Source organism: Methylacidiphilum infernorum V4 (assembly GCF_000019665.1).
Classification (GTDB): domain Bacteria; phylum Verrucomicrobiota; class Verrucomicrobiia; order Methylacidiphilales; family Methylacidiphilaceae; genus Methylacidiphilum; species Methylacidiphilum infernorum.
The window spans coordinates 804,074-829,292 of the sequence record NC_010794.1 but is presented as its reverse complement, the minus strand read 5'-3'; the positions used below and the strand labels follow the sequence as shown (position 1 = coordinate 829,292).

Genomic DNA, 25,219 nt, shown 5'->3' with positions numbered 1-25,219 from the left:
TGGAGCCCTGGGAGAATCGCATCGGCTTAAATCAAAACCAAAGTTCTCCGTGTTCATTTACCCCCAGGCCAATGTTGCCTTCCTTAACTGCATCCCGGTCAAGAGCACCATCCAGGGCTTGCCCGCAGAATCGACCCAACCGGCCAAGCTTGACTGGAATTTACTCGAAAAACTCGAAAAACATTTCATACAGCCTACCAAGCTGGAATGATCCAACCTCTTTGCGTCGATCGTCTTTATCAGCTCTCTTGGTTGGAGATCGATCTTGTGCTGCGAGCCCACTCTCCACCGCGCCGAGCACATCCCTTGGCCGTACTAGAAGCTCTTCTTAAGGGAGTATTCGAATCCGCCCACCTCGACCCTTCTACCGTCAAGCAACTCTGGTGGTGGCCCGGTGTCAAGGTCGAAGCCATGGGCTGGGAGACAGGTAGCCGTATCCCGATAACCGTCCAGCTTTTCGGCCTGGGCACATCCTCGATTCAAGCATGGATTGAGCAACTCTATGCCCGCTTTACCGAAAGGGGACAAAACTTCGACCTTTTAAAGGTAAGCCCCTGGCGAGTAGCCAAGCCCCCATCTCCAACCAAAGAACCTTCCCCTGCTTTAGCCTTGGATTTCCTTACCCCCGTCCCCCTTCCACACCGCCCGGGTACACCCCGCACAGCCCTCGATGGCGAAGGGTTTCTGCGCCTATGCCAAAGCCGGCTGCGCAAGCTCTTCGGCACCGAGGGGCAACTCCCGCCCCCGCCCGAGCTTGACACCACCTCTTGGCAGTATTGGCGTACCGCCCATCGCTCCTCTTCACAACGGGGAAATCCCATGTTTCTCCACGGTTGCATTGGCCCTTTGCGCCTTTTCGGGCCTGAGCTTCCAGCATGGAAACCCTGGCTGGCACTCTTTGCTGCCGTGGGACTGGGTGAACGACTTTCTTTTTCTCATGGACGACTGGAGCTACGATCGGCTGAAGTTGTGGTCCCCGGACAAAACGATCCCGCACCTCTTCAACTGCGACGTCCTTTTGTGCTCGATGTCCATCTCCATGGCTGCCGCCTGAGCCTATCCAATGCCAACTTGGTGGTGGAAACATCCGCAGACGAGTCCATCAAGCTTCTTCCTCTCTTGCGCATCTCTAACATTGAGCTCCATTCGGCTTGTCAAGTCAGCACCGCACTGTTGCAAGCCTGTGCCGAGTTGGATATCCCCGTTCTTTTGGCTCTTCCGGGACGAACCCCGATCCACATCCTCGGTCCCTCAGCAGAGGCCAATCGCTATCGCACCCTCGCCGCCCATCACTCCGCATGGCAAAGCCTTGACGAGCCCGGCCGCGTCCAGCTCGCCGCCAGGCTCATTTCCGCCAAGCTGGCCGGTATGCCCACATTGTGCGCCAACGTTACCGCCCGGACGACCACAAGCTCCTGGTCAGGTTCAAGAGAGCCTGCGTCGGCCTCGTTCATGCCCGGCAACTGCCCGCCGTGCGCGGCTGGGAAGGATGGGCCAGCCGACACTACTGGCGATGGTTCGCCCAACAGGTCAACCAACTGGGAGGCTTTGAAGAGCGTCGCACGCACGGGCAAACCCAGGATCCGGTCAACCTAGCCCTCAACTATGGGTATGCCCTTCTCCGGCATCGGCTAGGGGTTGCCGTCCGCTTAGCTGGACTTGATCCTTACCTTGGTGTCCTCCACGAGGCTAACGGGCGGCACGAAGCGCTCGTCAGCGACCTGGTGGAAATCTTCCGGCCCGAGGTCGATCGGTTGGTGATCCGTTTGATTCATCTCAAGATGATCCAACCAAAAGATTTTGTCTTCCAAGACGGTCTTCTGTGGTTGAGACCGGAAGCACGCCGGCGTTTCGTCCAATCGTTTACCCGGATCTGTGAAGGCTTGCCGCGGCATGGGGGTAGCATGCTCCATTCCCGGATACGACGGCTGGTCGATAGCTACAAAAAAGCTGTCCTCGAGGGAACACTTTCGGACTGGCGTCCAATTCCACAGGGTTGGACCAAGGAAGTCGGCGGGGACTTTCCTCCATGAACGCAATATCTATTGGAAATTCGATCCCTGGATTCAGAACCTCGCCGCAATTTTGCAAATCCGACTCTATTCATTCCGAGGTTGCCAATAACGCAAAAAAATGTCCTTGACAAGCAATGGGTTGCGAGGGATACAGTTGATGATGTATCCCAGTGCACTGGGCTTGAAACGGAGAGCTCCGGTTGGGACTAGGCTATAAAAGTTGATGATGTATCCCAGTGCACTGGGCTTGAAACCCCATTTGCATTTGCATTCATCGTCATATATTTGTTGATGATGTATCCCAGTGCACTGGGCTTGAAACGGAGAGCTCCGGTTGGGACTAGGCTATAAAAGTTGATGATGTATCCCAGTGCACTGGGCTTGAAACCCCATTTGCATTTGCATTCATCGTCATATATTTGTTGATGATGTATCCCAGTGCACTGGGCTTGAAACTACCACGGAGTCCACTTCCTCAGGGATAAAAGTTGATGATGTATCCCAGTGCACTGGGCTTGAAACCCGAAAAAGTGGTCTCTTCATCCGGAGCAAGAAGTTGATGATATATCCCAGTGCACTGGGCTTGAAACCCACGGAGGCGAACCAATGGAGTGTTGCTCGAGTTGATAATATATCCCAGTGCACTGAGCCTAGGCTACCTAGGACTAGCCGGTCTTTAAGATGGAGGTCCCCTCATGGGTGTTCGTCAATACTGGGTAGCATACGACTTGAGCGACAATAGGGAGCGGGCTATGGTGGAACGCTGCATTTCCCGCTACGGCCAACGTCTGCAGAAAAGCCTTTTTAGCTGCGTGCTTGACCCGAAGCGTTATATGCAGTTGCAAGGTGAGCTGGCCGGGCTACGCTGCACAAGCGGTAGCGTGGTGATGGCCGCCTTGGCGGATCCGGTAGCGATCGTACAGATTGGCTCAGTGAAGTCTGAGGTGGTAACTGAAGATTGGGTTTTTGGCCTTTTTTCAGGACTGGGAGAGCTTGGCTCACTGCCCTGGAAAGCCTTCCCCTCGGGTCCAGGTCACTCCGGGTGAAACTAAGTTGATAGGGCGTTTCGTCCAATCGTTTAGCTGGATCTGTGAAGGCTTGCCGCGGCATGGGGGTAGCATGCTCCATTCCCGGATACGACGGCTTGTCGATAGCTACAAAAAGTTGTCCTCGAGCGAACACTTTCGGGGCTGGCGTCCAATTCCACAGGGTTGGACCAAGGAAGCTGACGGGGACTTTCCTCCATGAACGCAAGAACTACTGGGAATTCGATCCCCGTATTCGGAACCTCCCCCCAATTTTACCAATCCGACTCGATTCATTCCGAGGTTGCCAATAACGCAAAAAAATGTCCTTGACAAGCAATGGCTTGCGAGGGATACAGTTGATGATATATCCCAGTGCACTGGGCTTGAAACAAATTGTTCCCCATTTTTCTTTAGCTTTTCTAGTTGATGATATATCCCAGTGCACTGGGCTTGAAACTCTTCTACTTCTTTTACTTTTACCAGGCCTTTGGTTGGTGATATATCCCAGTGCACTGGGCTTGAAACAAAACGAAGCGAAAGCGTCGGCTGGCTCAGGAAGTTGGTGATATATCCCAGTGCACTGGGCCTAGGCTACCTAGGACTAAAACTAGCCGGTCTTTAAGATAGAGGTCCCCTCATGGGTGTTCGTCAATACGGGGTAGCATACGACTTGAGCGACAATAGGGAGCGGGCTATGGTGGAACGCTGCATTTCCCGCTACGGCCAACGCCTGCAGAAAAGCCTTTTTAGCTGCGTTCTTGACCCTAAGCGTTATATGCAGTTGCAAGGTGAGCTGGCCGGGCTACGCTGCGCAAGCGGCAACGTGGTCATGGCCGCCTTGGCGGATCCGGTAGCGATCGTGCAGATTGGCTCAGTGAAGCCTAAGGCGGCGACTGAAGATTGGGTTTTTGGCCACTGTTCAGGCCTGGGAGAGCTTGGCTCACTGCCCTGGAAAGCCTTCCCCTCGGGTCCCGGTCACTCCGGGTGAAACTAAGTTGGGATGGCGTTTTGTCCAATCGTTTAGCTAGATCTGTGAAGGCTTGCCGCGGCATGGGGGTACCATGCTCCATTCCCGGATACGATGGCTGGTCGATAGCTACAAAAAAGCTGTCCTCGAGGGAACACTTTCGGACTGGCGTCCAATTCCACAGCGTTGGACCAAGGAAGCCGGCAGGGACTTTCTTCCATGAACGCAAGAACTATTGGGAATTCGATCCCCGTATTCAGAACCTCGCCGTAATTTTGCAAATCCGACTCGATTCATTCCGAGGTTGCCAATAACGCAAAAAAATGTCCTTGACAAGCAATGGCTTGCAAGGGATACAGTGGATGATATATCCCAGTGCACTGGGCTTGAAACCTAAATTGAGGTGTCATTATCCTTGTAGCATCAGTTGATGATGTATCCCAGTGCACTGGGCTTGAAACTTTCTGCGGGAATTGTAATTTCTTCCTGTTCAGTTGATGATATATCCCAGTGCACTGGGCTTGAAACTTATCCTGCTTAACGCTTCAGATTTCTCCAGATGTTGATGATGTATCCCAGTGCACTGGGCTTGAAACTCCCAGGAATTGCCCAGGAGGGCGGGTTGGGTTGATGATGTATCCCAGTGCACTGGGCCTAGGCTACCTAGGACTAGGACTAGCCGGTCTTTAAGATAGAGGTCCCCTCATGGGTGTTCGTCAATACGTGGTATAGCATAGCTGCGTGCTTGACCCGAAGCGTTATACGCAGTTGCAAGGTGAGCTGGTCGGGCTACGCTGCGCAAGCGGCAATGTGGTGATGGCCGCCTTGGCGGATCCGGTAGCGATCGTGCAGATTGGCTCAGTGAAGTCTGAGGCGGCAACTGAAGATTGGGTTTTTGGCCTTTTTTCAGGACTGGGAGAGCTTGGCTCACGGCCCTGGAAAGCCTTCCCCTCGGGTTCCGGTCACTCCGGGTGAAACTGAGTTGGGAGGGCATTTCGTCCAATCGTTTAGCTGGAACTGTGAAGGCTTGCCGCGGCATGGGGGCAGCATGCTCCATTCCCGGATACGACGGCTGGTCGATAGCTACAAAAAAGCTGTCCTCGAGGGAACTCTTTCGGACTGGCGCCCAATTCCACAAGGTTGGACCAAGGAAGTCGGCGGGGACTTTCCTCCATGAACGCAAGAACTATTGGAAATTCGATCCCTGGATTCAGAACCTCGCCCCAATTTTGCAAAATTCGACTCGATTCATTCCGAGGTTGCCAATAACGCAAAAAAATGTCCTTGACAAGCAATGGGTTGCGAGGGATACAGTTGATGATGTATCCCAGTGCACTGGGCTTGAAACTTTTTGTAGTAAAAACGCCTGTTCTTCCAAGTTGATGATGTATCCCAGTGCACTGGGCTTGAAACTTTTTCTCCTAAGTATTCTATTTCGTATACTGTTGATGATGTATCCCAGTGCACTGGGCTTGAAACATATAATTCTGCTCATCTAGGTTTGGACCTGGGTTGATGATGTATCCCAGTGCACTGGGCTTGAAACTTCACAATTATGACGAAACCACGATGAAAATGGTCAGGAACATACGAAAAGAGTTTCTGCGGGGTTTGGGAGATGAGGAATAATGCCCCTTGCTGGCGGCGGACTTTCGAAGCCCACAGGAAGAGACCGGGCTTGAATAGATACAGTAGACGACAAGTTCCGGTTTCATACTCGACATCGTAGACAATCAACGCATTTCATTGTATCGTAAAAAGAACGACAAACTCCCGCCACTGCCCGAGACTGCTCGGAGAAGAGCTTCGGAATCAAACGCGGAAGAGAATCCCGGAGCCGACGCGGCGGCGGATAAAGAAGCTGGAACGCGTCTGCACCAAGCACGCAAGAAGAGGCAATCATGGAAGAGAAGCTTGAAGAGACGCTTCGCAAACTTGCCGCCGGGCAAGAAAGACTAGAAAACAAGACGGAAATCTTGGCTGCGGCTGTCGAAGAGCTGTCGGCAAAGACAGAGAGAAGATTCGAAGACATGGCGTCGGCTGTCAGGGAACTGACCCGGGCCGTCGGAGAACTTGCCGAACGACAAGCCAACACCGACAGGATGATAGGAGAGCTGACTAGGGTTGTTAGAGAACTGTCCGAACATGCGGCCAGGACCGACATGAGACTAGAGAGAATAGAAAAAAGACTGGAAGACATTCATCTCGTTGCTACTCTGATTAGCATTGACCAGAGAGCCGGCAACAGCAAGTTGGACTTGGTTGTGGAGACAATTGATGACTTAATATCTCTGTCCTCTTGTTCGCGTTTGTCTTGAGATAATCTTCCCCCACTGCGTGGCCCGGTGGCATGCTATGTTTAAGCCGCCCGGGTCAGGGGAAAATAAATAAATTGGTATCTTAAATTCTGCCGGAACTTAAGTATCCCGTTTTGGCTTAATCATTCTGCTGACTTCACATCGATCTGGACCGCCTTGGCCAAGATCTTTTCTATAAACTCGATCCTTTTGCCCTGCTCGGCGAAACGCGCGTTCATGTCGGCTCTCAACCAGGAAAAGACCGGCATTTAATAGATACAGTGGATTCTATATTCTGGTTTAAGCTCGACATCGTAGACAATCAACACATTTCATCGTATCGTAAAAAGAAAGACATACTGCCGCCTACCTCCGAGAGTACTAACGGGACTTTAGGATGAGTTTCGGATTCATGCTCGGAAGCGAGCCCTGGATTCAACGCGGAGGCGGATAAAGAGCAGAGAGCGCGTGCAAGCGATACACGATCAAGAGGAGGCAACCATGGAAGAGAAACTTGAAGAGACGCTTCGCAAACTTGCCGCCGGGCAAGAAAGACTAGAAAACAGGACCGAAGACTTGGGTGCATCTGTTGGGGAGCTGACTAGGGTTGTCAGGGAGCTGACTGGGGTTGTCAGGGAACTTGCCGAGCGGCAAGCCAATACCGACAGAATGTTAGGAGAGCTGACCGGAGCCGTCAGAGAACTTGCTGAACGGCAAGCCGATACCGACAGGATGATAGGAGAGCTGACTAGGGTTGTTAGAGAACTGTCTGAACATGTGGCTAGGACAGATATGAGACCAGAGAGAATAGACGGGAGACTGGAGAAGATAGACAAGAGACTGGAAGACGTTCATCTCGTTGCTACTCTGATCAGCATTGACCAGAGAGCCAGCAACAGCAAGCTGGACTTGGTTGCGAAAGCAATTGAAGAAATTGACGACGTCGTCCTGGAGTCTAAGGCGAAAGACCAGCTCCCCTTCTCCTTAAAAGAGGACATACTGGACTTGAAGGTCCTAGACAAAGACTTTGTGTGCCATATTATATCGGCTGCGGAAGATAAAGGCGTTTTGACAAAAGCCGAAAGCAACGACGTGGGGAAGGCGGACATATTCGCCTTCGGTTTCGACAAGAAAACCGGGGACCTGGTGTGCCTGGCCGTGGAAGTTTCCGCTACCATCGGCAAGAACGACATAACTATGGCGGACAGAAGATCCAAGCTCTTCGCCAAGGCTGTCCGACACTTCGTTGAAAACGAGCCGGACAAGTGGGAAAAGATGCGGAAAATGGTATATCCAAACCATCACTAGCCTTCCAAGTGGGCAAAAGCTGTCGAACTTGGAAAAAGTATCGATGAAGTAGCAGAATTTTCGCAAAACAGTTACCCTGCTCGGAAAACCTCGCATTCATGTCTGACTTAAGATCCCTATCCTTTTGTTCGCGCCCGACTTGAGATCCCTAAAAAGAAAAGATACAAAAAAAGCCTCCAAAGGAGACGACATTTGTTGCAGTCTGAACCCAGTCAACAGATTCATCCTGCCAGAAAAAAAACGCGATTTTCAAGAATTTGAACTAAAGCTCTTTTCCGGAAGATTCTATCTTTTCTATTGCTTCCCTTCACCTGCGATCCTTTAAATGTCCATTGCTTGTTGAATTCCATGTGTGCTATAACTTCTTAAAGAAAACCCAGACAGAGTTTTCCATACTTTTCCTGCTTCTCGTCCGTGTGGTGCCTCAGAATCGAGTAAGACAGCCTCCAGGGAGCGGTCCCGCCATATCTCCAGGCGAATGACCCGCCTGGCGGCAGGTCGAATTCGTTGTTGTACATAGGGAAGAACTTTGTCTTCCCGTTTTCTGTCACCGTGACAACCGGCTTGCCGTTCTTAGCGGTCTTCCCTTTGTAAACCGTATCTTTTGTCTTATTCTTATCGTCGTTCTTTTTCACTTCTTTCATGATTCATTACTGCGGTGTTATTAATCTACGCATTATTAATCGTGGCAAAATTAATAGTGACCATCGACGGGACCACGGCATCTGGGAAGAGCACCGTCGTGGGGGAAGTGGCAAAGATAACTGGCTTTGCCTACTTCAGCACCAGTTTGCTCTACAGGTCGGTCACGCAAAAGTTGCTTGATGACTGTGTGAACTGGCGGAACAAGTGGGCCGTAATCGAGGCGTGCGGGAATATGAAGTTTGTCTTGAAGCTGAAGAAATAGGACTCGATCAAGGTGTTTAATGTCGAGATCGACGGCGTCGACCTTGAAGACAAGGCCAACTTGAGGTCACCCAAGGTGAACTTTGCAGTCCCAACGATCGCGGCCTACCCCGAGGTCAGGATACTGCTTCTTCCAGTATAGAGGGAACCGGCATCGAAGTATCCAATTGTTGTCGAGGGCAGAGAAATCGGCTCAGTAATGTTCCTCGAAGCAAGGTTCAAGTTCTTTCTCGACGCTAATCTTGAGACAAGAAAGTCGAGGAGGAAACTCGACGGCGAGGCCAACAATGTGGAAAAAAGAGACGAGTTGTCGTATCTTTTTAAGCCAAAAGACGCGGTCATGATAGACACCACCAGCTTTCCGGTCTACAAAGGTGCGTCAAAGATAGTTTCTCATCTTATTAATTGTAAAGACGAAGAGTTGGTGATATATCCCAGTGCACTGGGCCTAGGCTACCTAGGACTAGCCGGTCTTTACCGGGCTACGCTTTGCAAGCGGCAATGTGGTGATGGCCGCATTGGTGGATCCGGTAGCGATCGTGCAGATTGGCTCAGTGAAGTCTGAGGCGGCGACTGAAGATTGGGTTTTTGGCCTTTTTTCAGGCCTGAGAGTGCTTGGCTCACTGCCCTGGAAAGCCTTCCCCTCGGGTCCCGGTCACACCGGGTGAAACTGAGTTGGGAGGGCCTTTCGTCCAATCGTTGACCCGGATCTGTGAAGGCTTGCCGCGGCATTGGGGGTAGCATGCTCCATTCCCGGATACGACGGCTGGTCGATAGCTACAAAAAAGCTGTCCTCGAGGGGACCCTTTCGGACTGGCGTCCAATTCCACAGGGTTGGACCAAGGAAGCTGGCGGGGACTTTCCTCCATAAACTTAAGAACTATTGGGAATTCGATCCCTGGATTCAGAACCTCCCCCCAATTTTACCAATCCGACTCGATTCATTCCGAGGTTGCCAATAACGCAAAAAAATGTCCTTGACAAGCAATGGATTGCAAGGGATACAGTTGATGATGTATCCCAGTGCACTGGGCTTGAAACCCAAACTTATCCGTCTTTATTACTCTCCAATCTGTTGATGATGTATCCCAGTGCACTGGGCTTGAAACTCGTGGCCGTCAGGTTCCCCACCTGGTACTGTTGATGATGTATCCCAGTGCACTGGGCTTAGGCTACCTAGGACTAGGTCTAGCCGGTCTTTACGATGGAGGCCCTTTATGGGTGTTCGTCAATACGGGGTAGCATAGCTGCGTGGTTGACCCGAAGCGTTATACGCAGTAGCAAGGTGAGCTGGCCAGGCTATGCCACGCAAGCGGTAGCGTGGTCATGTCCGCCTTGGCGGATCCGGTAGCGGTCGTGCAGATTGGCTCAGTGAAGCCTGAGGCGGCAACTGAAGATTGGGTTTTTGGCCACTGTTCAGGCCAGGGAGAGCTTGGCTCACTGCCCTGGAAGGCCTTCCCCTCGGGTTCTTCTGGTATCCGATCTCAAGGAGTATCCTTGTAAAGTTATCCTGACTATAAATCCCTTGTCCCATCTTGAGCATGGGGAATCTTTGTAGGCAAAAGTCTCGGAAGAACATTTCGTGAAAAAAGAGCAAAAAGATAAGGATATTTAAGGTATTCCCCACCGCATCCTAGACCATCCGCATCCATGCGTCATCGAGTTTTCCATTAAACAGGATATCCATTCCCAACTACTCACCATATCCGTAGAAGCTACTGGACGATGCTATGGATAGCTTGAAAATACTACCCTCACCACTCCGAGTGCAAAAAAAGCATAGACCTTTAAAAGGGAATCGAGGAAATGGACAACGCAAGAGCACAGGACGCCGTTAAAAGCTTTCTCTTTAAAGCTGATAGCGGTTTGCACATGAACTTGAGCTTTGATAGCTTGAAGAAATGGGAACTAGGGGGAGCTTTATCCGGAGTCGGTTCATGACTTTTTGAAAAATTCATTGATCTTAGCCCTCTTCCCCTGGATATGTTCATATAAACTCGGTTATGGCAAGCCCCAAGGTTTAGTCGGCAGTGCTCGGATTTGGCTCGGTGATGCCACTTGCAGGAAAAAGACAAATTGAAGTAGCCTACAGCTCGACCAGGAGAAGAAATTGAGCAGTAATTTGCTGAGGCAGCCCATAAAGCTTTAAAAAAAGCTGGAAAGGACTTGGGGCAAAAAATACCGCAACCACCTTGGGATTGTGGCTTCAAACCAAGCGGCGGTCAGTAAGCGGTCAGGGGAGATAGCCCCCTACGCGGGAGGATCACCAACTCCCATTCCGGGCAGTAGAACCGAGAAGATCAGAGCCGGCACTTCCCTACCGATGTGGGGGAATGTTACACAGCCACATGGGCTGGTCAACCGGGAAAAATTTCAAGGAGCTGAAGGAGCTACTTTTAAAATTCGATCCGTGTCAAAACCAACAAATTTTTCTTTTTTTTTTCCGAACTCAACCTTTAAATAAACTTATGAACCAATCCCCCCCACCTCCACTACTCATTGTGACCTACGGTATTTCAGATCTCCAAATCCTTTTGGAGGACCCCCAAACCGGCAAACTTTTTCGGGGTTATCCAGAAAAAAAGCTTACACGCCTATTCCACGACGATTTTTTAAAAGAACAACAACAAGTCGAAGTGATCGACTGGCCGCCTGAAGACGAAGAATTGAAAAAAAAAGAAAAGGAAATCAATGAAAAAATTTTCAGCGATATAAAAGAAAATCTTTTTAAAATGCAAGATTGCCATTCTCTCCGCCCCAAAAGAGGCACGAATGGACAGCTCTTGATCGTTTTACCAAAGACCACTCCACTCATTGCCCCATTACTTTCGAGTGGTGTCCCTGGGTCGGAAAATAGCCCTTCTTCCGAAACTTCTAAAACTAAGGGAAAAGACCGAAAGATTGATCCACGCATGCTAACCGTTTTGTTGCTTGGCACTGATCGTAAAAATGAATACCAAGAGCCTGTTGCCTTTTCCCGTTTCTTTAAGCAGTGGCTCATTCGAAAAGGAGTTAAAGAAGAGAATATCCATCAAGAAAACTATCTCAAGGATAATGAAAATTTGGAAAAAGAAAGTAGCGAGATTAATCCCCAAGTTGCCGAGCGAATCAGACAGTCCATCTGGAATTTTTACAAACCCAATACCAATAGCCAGTTGTTCGTCTGCGATACCGGCGGCATTCCCAAGGTCAGAGAATTAATCAAAGAGTTGGCCTTTCTTCTTGCCGGGGATCGTGTTCAAATCCTAAAAAAAACCGAGCGGGAGCTTGTTGGCCCTGTTCAAACTCCAAGCCCTATCGATGTCGTTCGGGTTCGCCGCGAATGTCTGCAACAGGTTCGCCGCGGTGCCCTCCTGGATGCCTCCGCCATCGCTTCTGCTTTCTCCCCCAAGCTGAATCCTATAGATTCACAGGCCGAATCCTGGGTAAAGCGGTTACGCTTGGCAGCACAGCTCATTAACGGCAATCCCAGCACAAAAGAACGGGGTTTTCCTGCATTCAATGCATTATTAGAACACATAAAAAAAGCGAGCTGCCTACTAGTAGCTATCCGTGTTGAAACCGCACTTCTTACCGGCCACTGGCTTGAAGCCATAAATGGAAGTTTAACCTTCCTCGATGTTGCCTACCGCGATGCCATCAAAGAATGGGCTGAAAGAAACTCCTCTAAATATAGTATTAAATATAATATTGAAAAAGATTTCATCGAATTCACCGAGTCAACGCCTGAGTATATTAAGGAGTACAGCACCAAATTTCGAGAAATTGAAAAAAATGAAAATTTAGAAACAACTCCTAATGGAATTAAAGTAAGAGTTGGTGGCATTAAATATTTAAATTTATGGGATGATTTATTTAATAAACAAGAACTATCGGATTTTAAAATACAAGAACTATCATATTTGAAAGATTTGTTTTACAATTATTCCGACAAAAATCGAAATCTAGCCCAGTATCGTAATATCAACACCCATGCTCTCCTCAAACAAAAGGAAATTGAAGAAGCCGTTCGAGACTTCAAAAAGGCAAAAATTTGGGGAGAGAAAGTCAATGCCAAGCTGGATCCTGAAAATCCCCCAGTACCAGGGGAGTGCTTTCTAGGGCGTGATCCGATCAAGAAGGTCATTAAGAAGTTCCTGAAAAATTCTGTCAAACCACCTGGCACCCTCTATCGAGACCTGCTCGAGGAACTGGAGGATTCGTTAATCAATTCCCCACTCTCCAACTAAACACCCATTTGCTTGTGTCTCCTTCTTTTGTTGAATTTGGCAATAAACCCAATCCTTCTGCAAAGGACTGAAAAGCTTTTTCTTTTTATCTTTCCTTTTTTTTCCTATTCGATCTGCTCTCTCTCAAGAACTTCGATCCCAATCCGATGAAGTGATCCACAGGGTAGGGAAAGAAAAAATCCATTGGATAAGATGAAGGAAACTAAGGGCAAACTTGCAGAAATAAGAGATAAGTTGAAGATCGTCAAGCTTAAATATGGAAGCCTTTTTTCTTTCATGACAACCTGACCTCTTTTCTTCCCCAATTTTGCCAAAGAGCACGGATGAATTGCCCTGGAGGAGGAGATCTTCTATCCTGATATAATTTTTCGGCACAACCCTTGGCTTTACAATGGTAACGGATCGATTTTAAAATAAATGGAGAAGTGCTAGTTTTTTTTGCACAGATGAAAGGATAGCCAAGGATTACCCTACGGAAATGTTGATCAGGTAGGTTTCTCTTGCCTTCATCAAGGATTACTTCACAAAAAAAGCGAACATGGTGCCAAAAAGCACCGATAAATTGAAAGAAAAATGAGACTTTAGTATTTATCCATCCGGAAAAAAGTGACCTCTTCTCCTGGTTTCTTTCCCAATCCCGCACCTGGTTGTTTCATCTATCCATCCAAGATCAGAATAAGGAACGACTAAGGTTAGCTTCTTTTTGTTGTTTCCTATCCTCTAGAAGGCAAACGGCTACAAAGTTAGATTTCCTTTCCTGTTCATATTCAATAAGGGCTAAGACAATACACTTCCTCCATTCCTCCTTGTCCCAATAGTCCATCTTGAAGCTCAATTATCTTTAGAGCAAACTATGCTTCTTCAGCAGGTCAAATCTAAACGAAAAAAACCTTATTCCGCCCTCTTGAATGCTCCGCTTGGCATGAAAAAATTCCCTATTCAGTTTAGATATCTTCATCCCTCTAGAAATGCCAGTTTTCTTGAGGTCCCCTTTCCAATTCTTCCCGTTGACATCATTATGCCAGCAATCCTTCTATAGCCAGTAAACTCCCCATTCCTTTCCTTTATTCCTTTCCTTTACCAAAAAAATCACTTCAGTAGCTCGGTTGTTTCCGTCACAACCTTCATTTTAAATTGGCAACCCCGCATGATGTTGAAAAGGCAACCCTCTCCAAATCGGGTATGATTAAACCTCAAGGCAAGAAGATAAGATTTTTTTTATACAACCATAAAAAAGCCCATAAACAACTTGGAGCACATTTAGAACTTTTCGGTTGCTAAACTTTCTGCCTTCCTAATCATCATGTTTAGGAAAACCAGCTTTCCTTTTCTCTTCTCCTTCCTAACAGATCTCCCCTTTCAATTGTCTATAAAAAGGATAGAGAGAGCCTTAGCCGTTACAAAACTGGTTGAATTTTCTCTTTTTGTCTTGTTTTCCACCTCTTAAAATGCTATCTCCAAGGCCTACCTTCCAACCCAAAGTTCATTTAGGATCCTGAAAGGAAAATGTCCAGCCAGCCCTTAGTCTCTTTGGATGCTGTTAACCCTTCAACCTCGAGGAATACCTTAAAGCTTTTAACAGCTTGGATAACATCCCTCTTCCCTCGCTAACCAGGTTTTCAACGAAAAACCATTTAAGTCCAATCGGTTTCAGTGCCAAGAGCGGTTATTCCCCTGTCAACATCTCATGTTTTTGAAGTCTATTTCTAGAAAATCAAAATAATCAATAATTTTAGGCATTGCTTAAGATATTTACATTAAACCCTTTCCAAATCCAAGATAATGCATGTATTAAGAAATCCATGGATAAGAACAAATAGGTCTTCATGCAACATCATAAGGATTTATAATATCTGCTATCCAAAAATATAATCTTCTGTACTACAAGGTTTATTTTTGTTATTAATTCTATGGTATTGCAGAATCATAGTTTTAGATTTACCTGTTATTAATTATATATATGATATCTCAATCGATTTTTAGCTTACATCTTGGATAACAGTATTTGGAAACACAAACCCAAGATTGTAGCACATGGAATTCCAAAAGTATTAAATTCTGAGATAGAAAAAATCGCAATCTTCCGATTATATTTCCGTCATTTAGAACGATTTTTGTCATTTGGAATGATTTCAGAATCTTGCTACTGTTATGAATGCAGATACAGTAATGGTTTTGATTTCGTTTAGACTAAAAGAAAAAAATATCTTGATTGATAAAATCCACAAGTCATTGATTTATCCACAATACCGAAAATTTAGAATCTTTATCTAAATGTAAATACAAGGGCCTTCAAATTAGAACTAAACTTTTTCTTATCATAAGCCGTCTCCTCGCAAAATTCCTTTTTTAAATCCAGAGTTCACATCTGTTTTATTTTTTAAACATTTTTTTTCCTTTCTATATGAATTGAAAGATAAGGATATAACATTTAGCTTGTCTTGCAAATTTATAGTCAAAACAAGAAGTGTTTATATTTTAAAATTTCTATCATTTGGCATTTTACTAACTATGCATTATCTATTTACAGGGCTATATTTGTCCATGTGCATTTTTAAAATTGAAATATTGGTCGTAAATCTCTCTTGCTCTAAGCCCGATTTTTCAATATTCTTAAACTACAGACTTGATCAAGCACAATAGAAAATTATCCGTAAAAATATAAATCTAATAAGAAGAATATTTATAAAACTATTATTTAATGAAAGTTAATTAACATTAAAATCTAAAAATAATTCATTAGATGCATTTTTATCTCGATCAAATTGTCGATTTAATCCATTTTCACTTATAAATTCTTCGGGTTTATTAAATGCAGTGAAAAAGAGAGGTGTTCCAGAAAAGGATAGAGGAGAAACTGGACCAACTGTCATAAAAGAATATTGCTTTGAGCTAACTTCGAATGCACAGTGAGGGTCGCGAAAGGATTGATAAAGTTTAAGAGCATTGGATTCGCCGCCAGCGATTTCTTTTAAAGACATAAATTCTGTACCTAGAGCAAGACCAAAACCAAAGAAAAAGATCCTAATTTGGCTAATAATATCTTTATGCAAGCTCGATAGCGTCTGGCTAATGAACATCCATCCAAGACCGTATTTTCTCGTGGTTCTTATTGCATCAAGTAGTTGTTGCCTAACCCTTTCCAGTTTTTCAATCACTTTGTTACTGGCCCAGTTAAATCCTTCTCTTGGAGCAAATTTTTGAGCTTCATCAAATACAACAAGAGTATTTAAAAGCTTGTTATTATGGTAAGCCCGCTCAGCCGAGTAAATGATTTCATCAAGTAGCCTTTTTATCACTAACGCCTGGATAGTATCATTCCAGTATAATCCAGAAACATTAGCTTCTTCCTTCGATAAATATAAATCTATAATTACTACAGGCCGGCAGTTATTTGTGGCAGGGAAGCCTCCATCCACACTAAACGCTAATTTTATAAGATCCTTAATGGCCATGGTATTCTCTCGATCTTTATTAAATAATTCAGTCACGGGCTTCCAATATTTGTTGTAAAATTCATTTTTGTCAGATTCCTTGTAAAGTGTTTGAAATCTTTCCCTTGATTCTTTTGTTTTATAAATCTGCATCTGTACATTTGGATCGCCAAGAACCTTCCATGCTGAGTCAAAGGAACTTGGTTGATATAAATCTTTTAATTTAATATTTTTTTTCTTCAGTTCATCTGTGATTCTTTCAGCGGCTATTCTTCTGTAATCTCCTTCTGATATTGAAAGCAATTCAAAAAAACGAGATTCGATAAGAATTTCACAAAAAAGATCCCATCTATCCAATATCAATTCCTTAACGCTCTTGATTATTACTTTTTTATTGAAATTGCGAAGAAGAGTGTTTAGCCCCAACTGAAATCCCTCTGTATTAGTCTGTCCTTTTGCATGTTTAGAGAATTGACCTTGGGGATCAATAATAAATATGGCCATTTCGGGGTGCCTAGCATAAGCTACAAGCATCATTGCAGCCAGAGTTGATTTTCCAGATCCGTTTTTTCCAAATATCCCAATATGATAGGCCTCGCCGGCCCCTCTTGGTCCGCTTCCAAAATGCTTGAACCACATTGGAAGTTTTGGCTTTGAACCGTACACGTGTCCCAAGTACCATATTTCATCTTTATGCTGAGCTAACAGAGTGTTCATGACTTGATCTGTTGCCAGATGAATCGGAGTTCCAGTTGCAGGAACAGTGCCAAGCATGCTTGGTTCAAACTTATATCCATCTTTACTAAATACGGCACTGACTGTCATTTCACCCAGATGGGTGTCCTGCTGTCCGCTTATCGGGTTTACATTTCCCCTTTGCCTGGCCAGAGATCTCATCGTCGGATCTTCAAGCCAAATGTTTTTTAGCTGGACTTCTGTGATTTGACCCAGGGCAATGTGAGATTTCTCATCTTGGGAAAACCTAAAACAAGCGAGTTCTCCTACTAATTTTTTACTAACAGCCGTTCCGAGAATATCTATTGAAAGCTCGCTTGTGGAAGAAGGGGAACCTATCGTTCCAATACGCTCGGTATTGTCGATGAGTTGTTCGATATCTTTATTTTGATCGACATTCATGTTTTATTTTTCACTTTCAGTTCTATATCCGTGCATGGTAAAAACAATATCTCCAATATCTCCATCATGCAATTCTACCATTCTTCTTGAAGCAATTTGTCTAAACGCTGGGATAGCTTTACCTAGGTGTTTGACAATTCTATCCGCAATGTAGATAGGATATGGTTCTATGATCCCGGGAGTTCCAGATTGAAACTTGATAGCTTGAAGCAATACCGCTATTCTAGAAGAGTTTGTGGCAATGGATGAGCTCATTTCTATCCTAAAGACCGGTGTCCAAGGATGAGGCTTATAATACATGACATGAATCCTCTGAACAGCGGATATAACCTCATCTTTAAGTTTTTCAAGTTTCCCGTCATTATTAGGAGTTTTTAAGTGCCAGGGCTGTTTCGGCTTTTCAAGCTGGACGGGAACTGTAAATTCACCGGGGGATAAAACATGAGTCAGCATGGCACGGTCGTCGTAATGAGACGGCCAATTGAATATTTTACCCAGCTCTCTCCTTGAAGTATACTTTGGCAAACTTACCCACAACTTGTCAGTTCTTGATGATTCAAGTATGGTCTTATAGTCTTTAAGAAACCCTTCAAATTTTTCTATGAGTTTTGCGCCAGTTTCACTTTCTTTATCTTCCAATTCGAAGAGTCTGTTGACTGCTTGATTTAAATAAATTAGTGGAGTTGTAAGAGAACCGTCTAGAAAAACCACGTCATGGGGAGCCTTGGCAGCAAGTTCCACTTCCATCTCCATCATTACGCTCCTAATCATCACACCGGTGTCCGGATCATGCTTTTCAGGATGAATAAACACCCTGTGATGAGGTTTTTCCCAGTATTTTTTTTCAGAAGGGGGAATTAATCCTTCAACCGCGACTGCCGCACAAGCGGCAAAATCGGCCGCTAAAAGCTTCTCAACCCCATAAGAACCGTCAATGCCACATGTCGTTGGTATTCCCGGATACCCTACTTCAGTCTCTAATTTTAAGAAGTTTCTATTTTGCAATTGCTGTCGATAGTCTAACTTCCTATTTCTAATTTCCTTGAAAGAATCATAAAGCCGGTCACCAATCGTTTCACTTTTTGAAAGCATTTCTTCAACTAAAGCCGCCGGAAGCTCGGCAAAGGGTGATTGATCCATTCTTTCTGCCTTATACATCCTCCATTCCCTTCAACTGTCTTTCTATATTATCAAAAAACTCACTGCAATTAAAATATTTCCATTTTTGTATTCTTTCCATCCGTGGAATTGCCCATCTTTCCTTCCAATAATTAACCAACTTGCAGAATGGCCGATCAACCCAAATTGGATTTTCGCTTTCATGGATAACTTCCTTCAAGTTCTTGACTAATGGAAATATAAAAAATTCCCTTTTAATGCCATGGAAATCAAATTTAGGCAGTTTTAGGCATCTTAATCCAAGACTGATTAGTTTGAGTTTTCTTGATGGACCATGTCCAAATCCGCGAGAAACATCATATCCTTTTTTTGATAGGTATCGTAATATCTCCAGGTATAATTGTTCTGGAATGTGAAAAGTTCCAGAACCTTTCGTATAACCAAGAGACAACGCCACATTTTCTCCATTATATTTCAAGCGATTGTATAAGCTACTCTTTCCAAATGCGCTAGTGGTAGTAATAAATAAAAGATCCGGTTCTAATTTTCTATTTCTCAACAAAGTTACAGAGTGTTTATATTTTTTTTTGTACGCCTCCCTGATTTCGTTGCATGTAAGGGTAATGGCAACCAACTTCCCGCCTAACAACTCATTGTAGGGAGGCAGAGAACCAACCCTCTGCGCCTGCATCGACATGTTTACCCATAAATCTAAATTCTCTCTAGGTATATCAAGAAACTTGTCGCGAACGGAGATTTTCAAAATCGGGCTTTGCAAACTTATCAAGCCAAAGGGAGAATCATGGGCTGTATCCCACAATAAAAATCTCATCTGTCGACCGTAGGGTCGTTGATAGGGTATGCTCCACCATGCCAAGTTCCACCATTTGAACAAAGTTTCCTCGAAAGATTTTTTCCTGATTTCTATTAATTCCAATGATATTTTCTCAGGATTTATTTCGCATCCATTTCTGCAGTAGTTCCTTACTTTTGAAATGTATTTCATTAAAAAATTTTTATGCATCAACAATTGTTCTGACCGAGACTTTTGTTGTATTAGACGAAATGCTGTTTTATTGTATTCTTGTAAGCGTATGTGCGGATTTACCCTAAAGCCCTGATCTTTTAAGACTTGAATTATTTTATCACGCAGCATTCGTTCAGACAAACTTAAATCCATGTTTTAATTTTATTTTATTTTTTTATCTAGATTTGGTTTTAATTTTAAAGCATTTTATTTGGTATCGGGAACCAAGCGCTCTAATCCCTCGGTGCTAAGTATGGAACATTTCCAATTGGGGTTCTTTTGGGCATCTTCCGGCTGGCAAAAGAGAAACTTGTCTGTTTTATAGACAACGCTTATCCTTTTTTCCTTATCCTCCCCTTTCCATTTTGCTATGTAATGTTCAGGTCGAAACCCACCGTATTGCTGAGGGTATTGATCAACAGAATTAATAATATCAGGTATTATGAGTAAACTACATAATATTAGTAATATACTCCCATCCAAAACAATAATACTTCTTCTTGGTAAATACAATATTGATATAATACAAGATATCGATATAGGTGTTAATAATATTATTAGTAGAATATATGCATATATAGGTTCTTTTTTAAGATAATATATAATATCGATATGTAATATAATTATATAAAGTGTTATAGAAAATAATATTATTAAAAAAAATACAAGTAATGTAATCCTTAATATTATATGATTTTTAATAAAACGTTTCGGTATTATTATAATTTTTTTAAAAATTGATTTTTGCCATGGTAATTTCATTTGAGCTATATTCTTCACCATTTTTTTTATTTTTTTTATTTTTATTTTTTCTTCCTCAATCCAATCCTCCGCTAAAACTATTTGTCTTGCAACATAGTGAATATAAAAGAGATAAGTAATGAGAATAACCGCCGTATTGATTATCGTCGTACTCCAGAACACAGCCGAAAAAGACAAATCTTCTGTGATATTCAACGGCGCAAAAGAGATCCCGTGTTCATAAGCCTTGATTGCCCTAGGTAAAAAACCCAGAATAATCAAAACACCGCTTAACCGTGAAAAAAGAGAAAAAAGAGCTTTTTGAGCTTGGGCATAACGATTCTCGACGAAATACAAGTTTCCAAATGTTTTATAGTTTTCATCCCAAGTGAAGTGTATAAGATATAAAACAATCACAGAAGGAGCAAAAAATAATAATAACAGAAAAATCAATATAAAAATAAATAATAAAATAATTATGTTTATATTTAATATATTTAATACAGATAACAACATTGCTGCCAATACCAAATACAATACTATAAAGAATATGCCCATTACTGTTAAATTAATTTTTAAAAACTTTCATAGTTATATGTGATAATTTATGTACAAATTTAATAATTTTACTATCCTTATAAAAAGAAATTCTCTGGCAAGAATGAAAACCGTTTTCCGCTTTAAATGGTTAAAGCCCGACGATCGAACTTTCACTGTCAAACCTTTAAGAAAAAAGCTGCTTTTATACCTACTCCCTGAATAATTAAGCTTAGGCCACAAATCGCCCCTGAAATCCGGTAGGTTATGTAACTCTATGAACAAGTGGTGATCATTTCTAGGTCTTCTTTGAACCTTCTGTATTCCCTTCGGAATAAGCAAGGCAAATGGAACTACAGGCGTGGTTCTAGTATCTACCGCGGGAAGACAATCCCTTGCAGGGCCTAACGCAACCCCTACCCTAGAGAAGGAAATACCAGCTTTCCAGGCGGAAGTACCGGAATTGTCGGTGCTGCCCCTTTCATTCCAGGGTTCTCTTGCGGTTTTCACGGCCTCATTCGTAATGCTAAAAGCTCTTTCTCTTGAGCAGCCTTTGAGCTGGTATTTTCGAGGAGGCTAAAGGCTTGGAACTCAACCCCGCTTGTCTTGAGTTTTATACCAATGCTCCTTTACCCTTTCAATTGAAAATAAGGCAAGAAAAGCTACCTTCCTGTTATTTTTCATTTGACTAGCTATATAGCCTTCAGTTTTGGCCGTGGAAAAAGGACGGTAATCAACAAGGAGAAGGTATATAATATTCGGCCAAACCAAACCAACCAGGATGGAGAGTTACCCAGGTAAGCCTATAATGGGATTTTGGACTTAAAGTTCACAAGTTCTAGCCGTAATTGCGATTTCCAGGTCCTTTAGGCATTGCTCAAGGAGGCTTTGTCTTGAGCTTAAGCTGTTCAGCTCGGCTTTGAAGATCTGATCGGCTTGAGCATCCCTTGCCCTACCTGAGTGATCCTGGCTATCTTGGTCAGAAATATAAACTTGCAGTTTATTTTTAAAGGGATTTCAGCATTGATAAAGGATCCGCAATCGAATACATAACCCTTTCAATAAAAGAGTATAGGTTAGTTCATATTTTTATTGGGGCTGACCCGGGATTTGGTTTCGCAGCCGCACCCATCCGCATTTCCTAGGCAAGAAAGTTTGAAAAGCAATTGAATTTTTTGTTAGCCAAGAAAGAAAAGTTTTACCCGGCAAGGGCTGTTTAAGATCCCCGTCCTTTTTTCTGCCTCGATGATCAAAAGAAATACCGATCTTTCCCTTTCTTGGCCTGGTGCTTCTTCCCTACCCTTTTCAAAGCATGCTTTCGAAACCAAAAAGCATGGGATTTCCTCTTTAGCGCAATCTTTTCTTCATCAAGGTTTCGCTTCCCAGGAGGATCACTTCAATTTCCTCGATGATCTCTTCCTGCCTGAGCCTGTTGGCCTGCTTGTTTAGTTCTTGAACCTTTTTTTCGAGTTGATCCAAGGCCGATTGCATGTGCTGCATCCGGATCTTGCTTTCGGCGAGCAAGGAAGAATAAAAGGCAAAAAAAAGGCCGGAGACAAGAAAACTGTCCACCAGGTCCACGAAAAATTCCCTTGGACTTAGGTGGAGCAAGGGGCTTACGGCCGACCTTTTCCTGGCGGAGCGGATTTTTTCTTCGGATACGGGAATGGGTAAAAGGGTTTTTTTCTCGATTTCAAGACTGTCCGCCATGTGAAAAAACACGGCGATGGAGGTAGGAGGCTCCCCTTCGATAAGACTTTTCCTTACCGTATCTAAAAAATCGAGGATAAAAGGGTAAATTTCTTCGGCAACGCTTGGGCCAGGGACCCTTTGGATAATTTGTTTGAGATGGCTTGCCCGGCTCTCCAGCTTGTTCCCGACCAAGATCAGCCCGTAGCGATCGGCAAGATTGCCGGAGTTTTCGAGGTTTTCCCAAAAACCCACCAGTGTCGAATTAAAGTCGCCACAAAATCCCCTTTCAGAGCCGATCAAGATGTAGAGTGGACGGTCTATGCGGTGCGGCTGGGGTAAAAGCTCGGGAAAAGCGGGGAAAAAATCCTCGGCGATGGTTTGCAGGGTGTCGATCGCCCTTTTTTGGCTTTCGTAGTACCTGGCCATTTTCTTCTGCTCGACAAGGGCCATGTTTTTCATGGCTTTCATGATCTCGCCGATTTCCAAGAGGGCTCCCCGGTACTTGATCAGGTCCCTGCGCTTGCTCATGCCACCTTTTGAAGTTTTTTGTTCGTTTTTTCCTGGATGGTACTAAAAGCTTCCTTGATTTCCTTGAGCCACTTTTCCCTCGGATCATCCAGGCTTAAGGGGCTCTTTTCAAACTTCTTTAAAAGCTCTTCTTGAACTTCCCTCAAGCAATCCATGGGGATATCGTCAAAGAGCCCTTCGTTAAAGGCGATCAGCCAACAGTATTCCTGCTGGGGAGAAATGGGGGAAAGTCTTTCTTGCTTGAGGAGTTCTCTCAAAACCCTTCCCCTCGCTATTTTCTTTTCCAGGGAGGCTTCCAGCTTGGTCCCGAACCGGGTAAAAACTTCCAGCTCCAAGAACTGCAAGTAATCCAGTTTCATCCTTCCCGCCTCTTTTCTCAAGTGCGGATGTTGCGCGGCACCCCCGATCCTTGAAACCGAGCGGGTCACGTCGATGGCGGGAAGGAAGCCGCTGGAAAAAAGAAATTGTTCAAAATAAACCTGCCCGTCGGTTATGGAGATGAGGTTGGTGGGAATGTAGGCGGCCAGTTCTCCCTGTTGGGTTTCCACGATAGGCAGGGTGGTCATGCTCCCTCCCCCTTTCAAGGGGGAAAGGTGGGTGGAGCGTTCCAGGAGCCTCGAGTGGAGGTAGAACACATCCCCGGGATAGGCTTCCCGGCCCGGGGGCCTGCGCAAGAGCAGGGAAAGTTCCCTGTAGGTTTGGGCATGGAGGCTTAAATCATCGTATACGACAAGGGTATCCTTGCCCCTTTCCATCCACTCCTCGGCTATAGTGCAACCAGAAAAAGGAGCGATGTATTGAAGGCCGGGCAAAGAGGTGGCTTCCGCTACCACCACGGTCGTATAGTCCAATGCCCCGGTTGCTTTCAAAGTATCGATCACGTGGACAACGGTCGATCTCTTTTGACCGATAAGGCAATAAATGCAAAGCACGTTTTTATCCTTTTGATTGACGATCGTATCCAGGGCGAAGGTGGTTTTACCCAGCCCGTTATCCCCTATTAAAAGCTCTCTTTGTCCTTTACCGATCGGGATCATCGCATCGACGATCTTGTTGCCGGTATAAAGGGGCTCGTTGACAAAATCCCTGTCGATTATCGCGGGAGCCTTGACTTCCAGAAGGCGCTCCTTGGAACAGTTCAGGGCTCCTTTACCGTCGAGAGGATTGCCAAGGGGATCGATCACCCTGCCCAGGAGCTCATCCCCAACGGGGACGCTCAACCTTCGGCCCGTTCTATGCACCAGGGTTCCAGAGCTGATTTTTTCTGTTTGAATAAGCATGATGGCTCCAACGAGCTTTTCGCTCAAGCTGTACACAAGGGCCACGCTTCCTTCTTCACACTCCAGCAGATCGTCGATGGCGGCCATGGACAGCCCATCTATCCAGGCCGTTCCATCCCCTATGGCCACTACCCTGCCGAACTCTTCTACCTTGGGATCAAGCCGGTATTGATCAACCCAATGGGAGACTTTTTCAATCGGGCTCATAAGCTTACCTCGGTGTCCTCTTTTTTACCCTGGAGGAAAAATTCCAGTTCATCTTTAATGCTTGCTCGAGCAATCCAACTGCCGATAATAATCCTTATTCCTGCTAAAAGCTGGGGATCTTGGTCAAACTCGATTGCTAGCTCTTTTTCAACGACCTGCTTGATCGTCTCGCGCAGTCTCTCCCGGAGTTCTTCCCCGATGGGAAAAACGCTTTTCACAACTCCCTTCTCTACCCCTTCCCTTTCCATGGATCGACGAATCAATTCAAGAGTTTCCTGCGGTAAAGAACGAAGCTTTTCAAGACATAAGCCGATGAGTTTTCTTTCCACTTCTTCGGAGGCAAGGCTCGACAACAAACGGGCGACAAACCGCGCCCCAACTTGAAGAGCCCTATTTTCAGCTTCAAGCTCCATCTCCTTTTTCCTCTTTTCTTCCAGTACCCGGTTTCTTTCTTTTTCCAGCTCTAAAGCCTTCTGGTTTTCGGCTATAAGCTTTGCCCTTTGTATCCTCAGCTCCTCTTCAAGTTCTTCCCGGGCTTTCTTCTTTTCTTCTTCCCAAATGAGAAGCCGATTTTCATAATCGGCCTTGAGCTTTTGGGCTTCCTGCCTTGCCCGCTCCGCTTCTTGCCACATCCCCGCAACGGCCTCTTTTCTTTGCTTGATCAAATCGAAAACGGGCTTGTAGAGAAACTTCTTAAGCAGCCAGACAAAAACCAGGAAGTTAAAAATCTGGAGAAAGAAAGTCAGCTTGTTCCAGTTCATTCCTTG

Annotated in this window: 23 protein-coding genes, 2 pseudogenes and 1 CRISPR repeat array; of the genes and pseudogenes, 15 read left to right on the top strand and 10 right to left on the bottom strand. The window is 44.9% G+C overall.

Annotated elements, in window-relative coordinates; genetic code table 11:
- Positions 1-49 precede the first annotated feature (49 nt).
- The 8 genes and pseudogenes from MINF_RS11395 (at position 50) to MINF_RS03875 (ending at position 6,328) form a co-directional block, all read left to right on the top strand.
- Positions 50-211 carry a hypothetical protein gene (locus tag MINF_RS11395; RefSeq protein WP_187146971.1) on the top strand — a complete coding sequence of 54 codons (162 nt, stop codon included), beginning with the start codon at positions 50-52 and terminating at the stop codon, positions 209-211.
- Positions 208-1,392 (top strand): annotated as a pseudogene (locus MINF_RS11895) (CRISPR-associated endonuclease Cas1); the annotation flags it as partial. The gene MINF_RS11395 and the pseudogene MINF_RS11895, both read left to right, overlap by 4 nt.
- Positions 1,380-2,033, top strand: coding sequence for a CRISPR-associated endonuclease Cas1 (gene cas1 / locus MINF_RS11830; protein ID WP_012463207.1), 654 nt, complete (start codon positions 1,380-1,382; stop codon positions 2,031-2,033). The pseudogene MINF_RS11895 and the gene cas1, both read left to right, overlap by 13 nt.
- A 135-nt stretch (positions 2,034-2,168) precedes the next feature.
- A CRISPR array of direct repeats spans positions 2,169-2,605; the repeat unit is 35 nt; unit sequence GTTGATGATGTATCCCAGTGCACTGGGCTTGAAAC.
- Between the two features lie 105 nt (positions 2,606-2,710).
- Positions 2,711-3,061 carry a CRISPR-associated endonuclease Cas2 gene (cas2, locus tag MINF_RS10935; RefSeq protein ID WP_012463206.1) on the top strand — a complete coding sequence of 117 codons (351 nt, stop codon included), beginning with the start codon at positions 2,711-2,713 and terminating at the stop codon, positions 3,059-3,061.
- A gap of 302 nt (positions 3,062-3,363) precedes the next feature.
- Positions 3,364-3,609 carry a hypothetical protein gene (locus MINF_RS12020; protein ID WP_449288788.1) on the top strand — a complete coding sequence of 82 codons (246 nt, stop codon included), beginning with the start codon at positions 3,364-3,366 and terminating at the stop codon, positions 3,607-3,609.
- Positions 3,610-3,680: 71 nt separating this feature from the next.
- The gene (gene cas2 / locus MINF_RS10930) at positions 3,681-4,031 is read left to right on the top strand and encodes a CRISPR-associated endonuclease Cas2 (RefSeq protein ID WP_012463205.1); all 351 of its coding nucleotides are present in this window, start codon (positions 3,681-3,683) and stop codon (positions 4,029-4,031) included.
- 747 nt (positions 4,032-4,778) lie between these two features.
- A complete protein-coding gene (locus MINF_RS10925; RefSeq protein WP_238523543.1) occupies positions 4,779-4,985 on the top strand; it encodes a hypothetical protein in 207 nt (68 codons plus the stop codon).
- Between the two features lie 926 nt (positions 4,986-5,911).
- Positions 5,912-6,328: a hypothetical protein gene (locus MINF_RS03875; RefSeq protein ID WP_012463203.1), complete on the top strand. Its 417-nt coding sequence runs from the start codon at positions 5,912-5,914 to the stop codon at positions 6,326-6,328.
- Between the two features lie 122 nt (positions 6,329-6,450).
- Here the strand turns inward: MINF_RS03875 and MINF_RS11825 are convergent, their stop codons facing one another.
- Positions 6,451-6,576, bottom strand: coding sequence for a hypothetical protein (locus MINF_RS11825; protein WP_012463202.1), 126 nt, complete (start codon positions 6,574-6,576; stop codon positions 6,451-6,453).
- A gap of 232 nt (positions 6,577-6,808) precedes the next feature.
- On the opposite strand from MINF_RS11825, the gene MINF_RS03870 reads away from it, so the two are divergent.
- Positions 6,809-7,615 carry a hypothetical protein gene (locus MINF_RS03870; RefSeq protein WP_148205125.1) on the top strand — a complete coding sequence of 269 codons (807 nt, stop codon included), beginning with the start codon at positions 6,809-6,811 and terminating at the stop codon, positions 7,613-7,615.
- A gap of 365 nt (positions 7,616-7,980) precedes the next feature.
- Here MINF_RS03870 and MINF_RS03865 read toward each other — a convergent pair whose 3' ends face one another.
- The gene (locus MINF_RS03865) at positions 7,981-8,259 is read right to left on the bottom strand and encodes a DUF6166 domain-containing protein (protein ID WP_048810128.1); all 279 of its coding nucleotides are present in this window, start codon (positions 8,257-8,259) and stop codon (positions 7,981-7,983) included.
- 41 nt (positions 8,260-8,300) lie between these two features.
- On the opposite strand from MINF_RS03865, the gene MINF_RS03860 reads away from it, so the two are divergent.
- From MINF_RS03860 to MINF_RS03840, 6 genes and pseudogenes are all read left to right on the top strand, one after another.
- Positions 8,301-8,522: a (d)CMP kinase gene (locus tag MINF_RS03860; RefSeq protein WP_187146970.1), complete on the top strand. Its 222-nt coding sequence runs from the start codon at positions 8,301-8,303 to the stop codon at positions 8,520-8,522.
- Between the two features lie 165 nt (positions 8,523-8,687).
- Positions 8,688-8,843 (top strand): annotated as a pseudogene (locus tag MINF_RS11940) ((d)CMP kinase); the annotation flags it as partial.
- Between the two features lie 18 nt (positions 8,844-8,861).
- A complete protein-coding gene (locus tag MINF_RS11675) occupies positions 8,862-9,086 on the top strand; it encodes a hypothetical protein (protein WP_238523542.1) in 225 nt (74 codons plus the stop codon).
- A 761-nt stretch (positions 9,087-9,847) separates the two neighbouring features.
- The gene (locus MINF_RS11390; protein WP_238523541.1) at positions 9,848-10,024 is read left to right on the top strand and encodes a hypothetical protein; all 177 of its coding nucleotides are present in this window, start codon (positions 9,848-9,850) and stop codon (positions 10,022-10,024) included.
- 303 nt (positions 10,025-10,327) lie between these two features.
- A complete protein-coding gene (locus MINF_RS11820) occupies positions 10,328-10,462 on the top strand; it encodes a hypothetical protein (protein WP_274377019.1) in 135 nt (44 codons plus the stop codon).
- Between the two features lie 560 nt (positions 10,463-11,022).
- Positions 11,023-12,750, top strand: coding sequence for a hypothetical protein (locus MINF_RS03840; RefSeq protein ID WP_148205124.1), 1,728 nt, complete (start codon positions 11,023-11,025; stop codon positions 12,748-12,750).
- A 123-nt stretch (positions 12,751-12,873) separates the two neighbouring features.
- Here MINF_RS03840 and MINF_RS11140 read toward each other — a convergent pair whose 3' ends face one another.
- The 8 genes from MINF_RS11140 to MINF_RS03785 form a co-directional block, all read right to left on the bottom strand.
- Positions 12,874-13,125, bottom strand: a complete 252-nt coding sequence (locus tag MINF_RS11140) for a hypothetical protein (RefSeq protein WP_148205123.1) — start codon at positions 13,123-13,125, stop codon at positions 12,874-12,876.
- A gap of 2,333 nt (positions 13,126-15,458) precedes the next feature.
- Positions 15,459-17,321, bottom strand: coding sequence for an ATP-binding protein (locus tag MINF_RS03825; protein ID WP_012463189.1), 1,863 nt, complete (start codon positions 17,319-17,321; stop codon positions 15,459-15,461).
- A gap of 3 nt (positions 17,322-17,324) precedes the next feature.
- Positions 17,325-18,479: a DNA double-strand break repair nuclease NurA gene (locus MINF_RS03820; RefSeq protein WP_012463188.1), complete on the bottom strand. Its 1,155-nt coding sequence runs from the start codon at positions 18,477-18,479 to the stop codon at positions 17,325-17,327.
- Positions 18,472-19,596: a Druantia anti-phage system protein DruA gene (locus tag MINF_RS03815; RefSeq protein ID WP_390176032.1), complete on the bottom strand. Its 1,125-nt coding sequence runs from the start codon at positions 19,594-19,596 to the stop codon at positions 18,472-18,474. Before MINF_RS03815 ends, MINF_RS03820 begins: the two co-directional genes overlap by 8 nt.
- 78 nt (positions 19,597-19,674) lie before the next feature.
- Positions 19,675-20,766 (bottom strand): hypothetical protein, encoded by a 1,092-nt coding sequence (locus tag MINF_RS03810; RefSeq protein WP_012463186.1) that lies wholly within the window; start codon positions 20,764-20,766, stop codon positions 19,675-19,677.
- 1,326 nt (positions 20,767-22,092) lie between these two features.
- Entirely contained in the window at positions 22,093-22,965 is an 873-nt protein-coding gene (locus MINF_RS03795; RefSeq protein WP_012463183.1) for a F0F1 ATP synthase subunit gamma, read from the bottom strand.
- Positions 22,962-24,452 carry a F0F1 ATP synthase subunit alpha gene (locus MINF_RS03790; RefSeq protein ID WP_012463182.1) on the bottom strand — a complete coding sequence of 497 codons (1,491 nt, stop codon included), beginning with the start codon at positions 24,450-24,452 and terminating at the stop codon, positions 22,962-22,964. The genes MINF_RS03795 and MINF_RS03790 overlap by 4 nt, the downstream gene beginning before the upstream one ends.
- Positions 24,449-25,213, bottom strand: coding sequence for a F0F1 ATP synthase subunit delta (locus MINF_RS03785; RefSeq protein ID WP_079200413.1), 765 nt, complete (start codon positions 25,211-25,213; stop codon positions 24,449-24,451). The genes MINF_RS03790 and MINF_RS03785 overlap by 4 nt, the downstream gene beginning before the upstream one ends.
- Between the last annotated feature and the right edge of the window lie 6 nt (positions 25,214-25,219).

Coding starts and splice junctions, on each gene's coding strand:
- cas2 (WP_012463206.1), top strand. CDS start 2,711: ATGGGTGTTCGTCAATACTGGGTAGCATACGACTTGAGCGACAATAGG.
- MINF_RS12020 (WP_449288788.1), top strand. CDS start 3,364: ATGTCCTTGACAAGCAATGGCTTGCGAGGGATACAGTTGATGATATAT.
- cas2 (WP_012463205.1), top strand. CDS start 3,681: ATGGGTGTTCGTCAATACGGGGTAGCATACGACTTGAGCGACAATAGG.
- MINF_RS03875 (WP_012463203.1), top strand. CDS start 5,912: ATGGAAGAGAAGCTTGAAGAGACGCTTCGCAAACTTGCCGCCGGGCAA.
- MINF_RS11825 (WP_012463202.1), bottom strand. CDS start 6,576: ATGCCGGTCTTTTCCTGGTTGAGAGCCGACATGAACGCGCGTTTCGCC.
- MINF_RS03870 (WP_148205125.1), top strand. CDS start 6,809: ATGGAAGAGAAACTTGAAGAGACGCTTCGCAAACTTGCCGCCGGGCAA.
- MINF_RS03865 (WP_048810128.1), bottom strand. CDS start 8,259: ATGAAAGAAGTGAAAAAGAACGACGATAAGAATAAGACAAAAGATACG.
- MINF_RS11675 (WP_238523542.1), top strand. CDS start 8,862: ATGATAGACACCACCAGCTTTCCGGTCTACAAAGGTGCGTCAAAGATA.
- MINF_RS11390 (WP_238523541.1), top strand. CDS start 9,848: ATGTCCGCCTTGGCGGATCCGGTAGCGGTCGTGCAGATTGGCTCAGTG.
- MINF_RS11820 (WP_274377019.1), top strand. CDS start 10,328: ATGGACAACGCAAGAGCACAGGACGCCGTTAAAAGCTTTCTCTTTAAA.
- MINF_RS03825 (WP_012463189.1), bottom strand. CDS start 17,321: ATGAATGTCGATCAAAATAAAGATATCGAACAACTCATCGACAATACC.
- MINF_RS03820 (WP_012463188.1), bottom strand. CDS start 18,479: ATGTATAAGGCAGAAAGAATGGATCAATCACCCTTTGCCGAGCTTCCG.
- MINF_RS03815 (WP_390176032.1), bottom strand. CDS start 19,596: ATGCTGCGTGATAAAATAATTCAAGTCTTAAAAGATCAGGGCTTTAGG.
- MINF_RS03810 (WP_012463186.1), bottom strand. CDS start 20,766: ATGGGCATATTCTTTATAGTATTGTATTTGGTATTGGCAGCAATGTTG.
- MINF_RS03795 (WP_012463183.1), bottom strand. CDS start 22,965: ATGAGCAAGCGCAGGGACCTGATCAAGTACCGGGGAGCCCTCTTGGAA.
- MINF_RS03790 (WP_012463182.1), bottom strand. CDS start 24,452: ATGAGCCCGATTGAAAAAGTCTCCCATTGGGTTGATCAATACCGGCTT.
- MINF_RS03785 (WP_079200413.1), bottom strand. CDS start 25,213: ATGAACTGGAACAAGCTGACTTTCTTTCTCCAGATTTTTAACTTCCTG.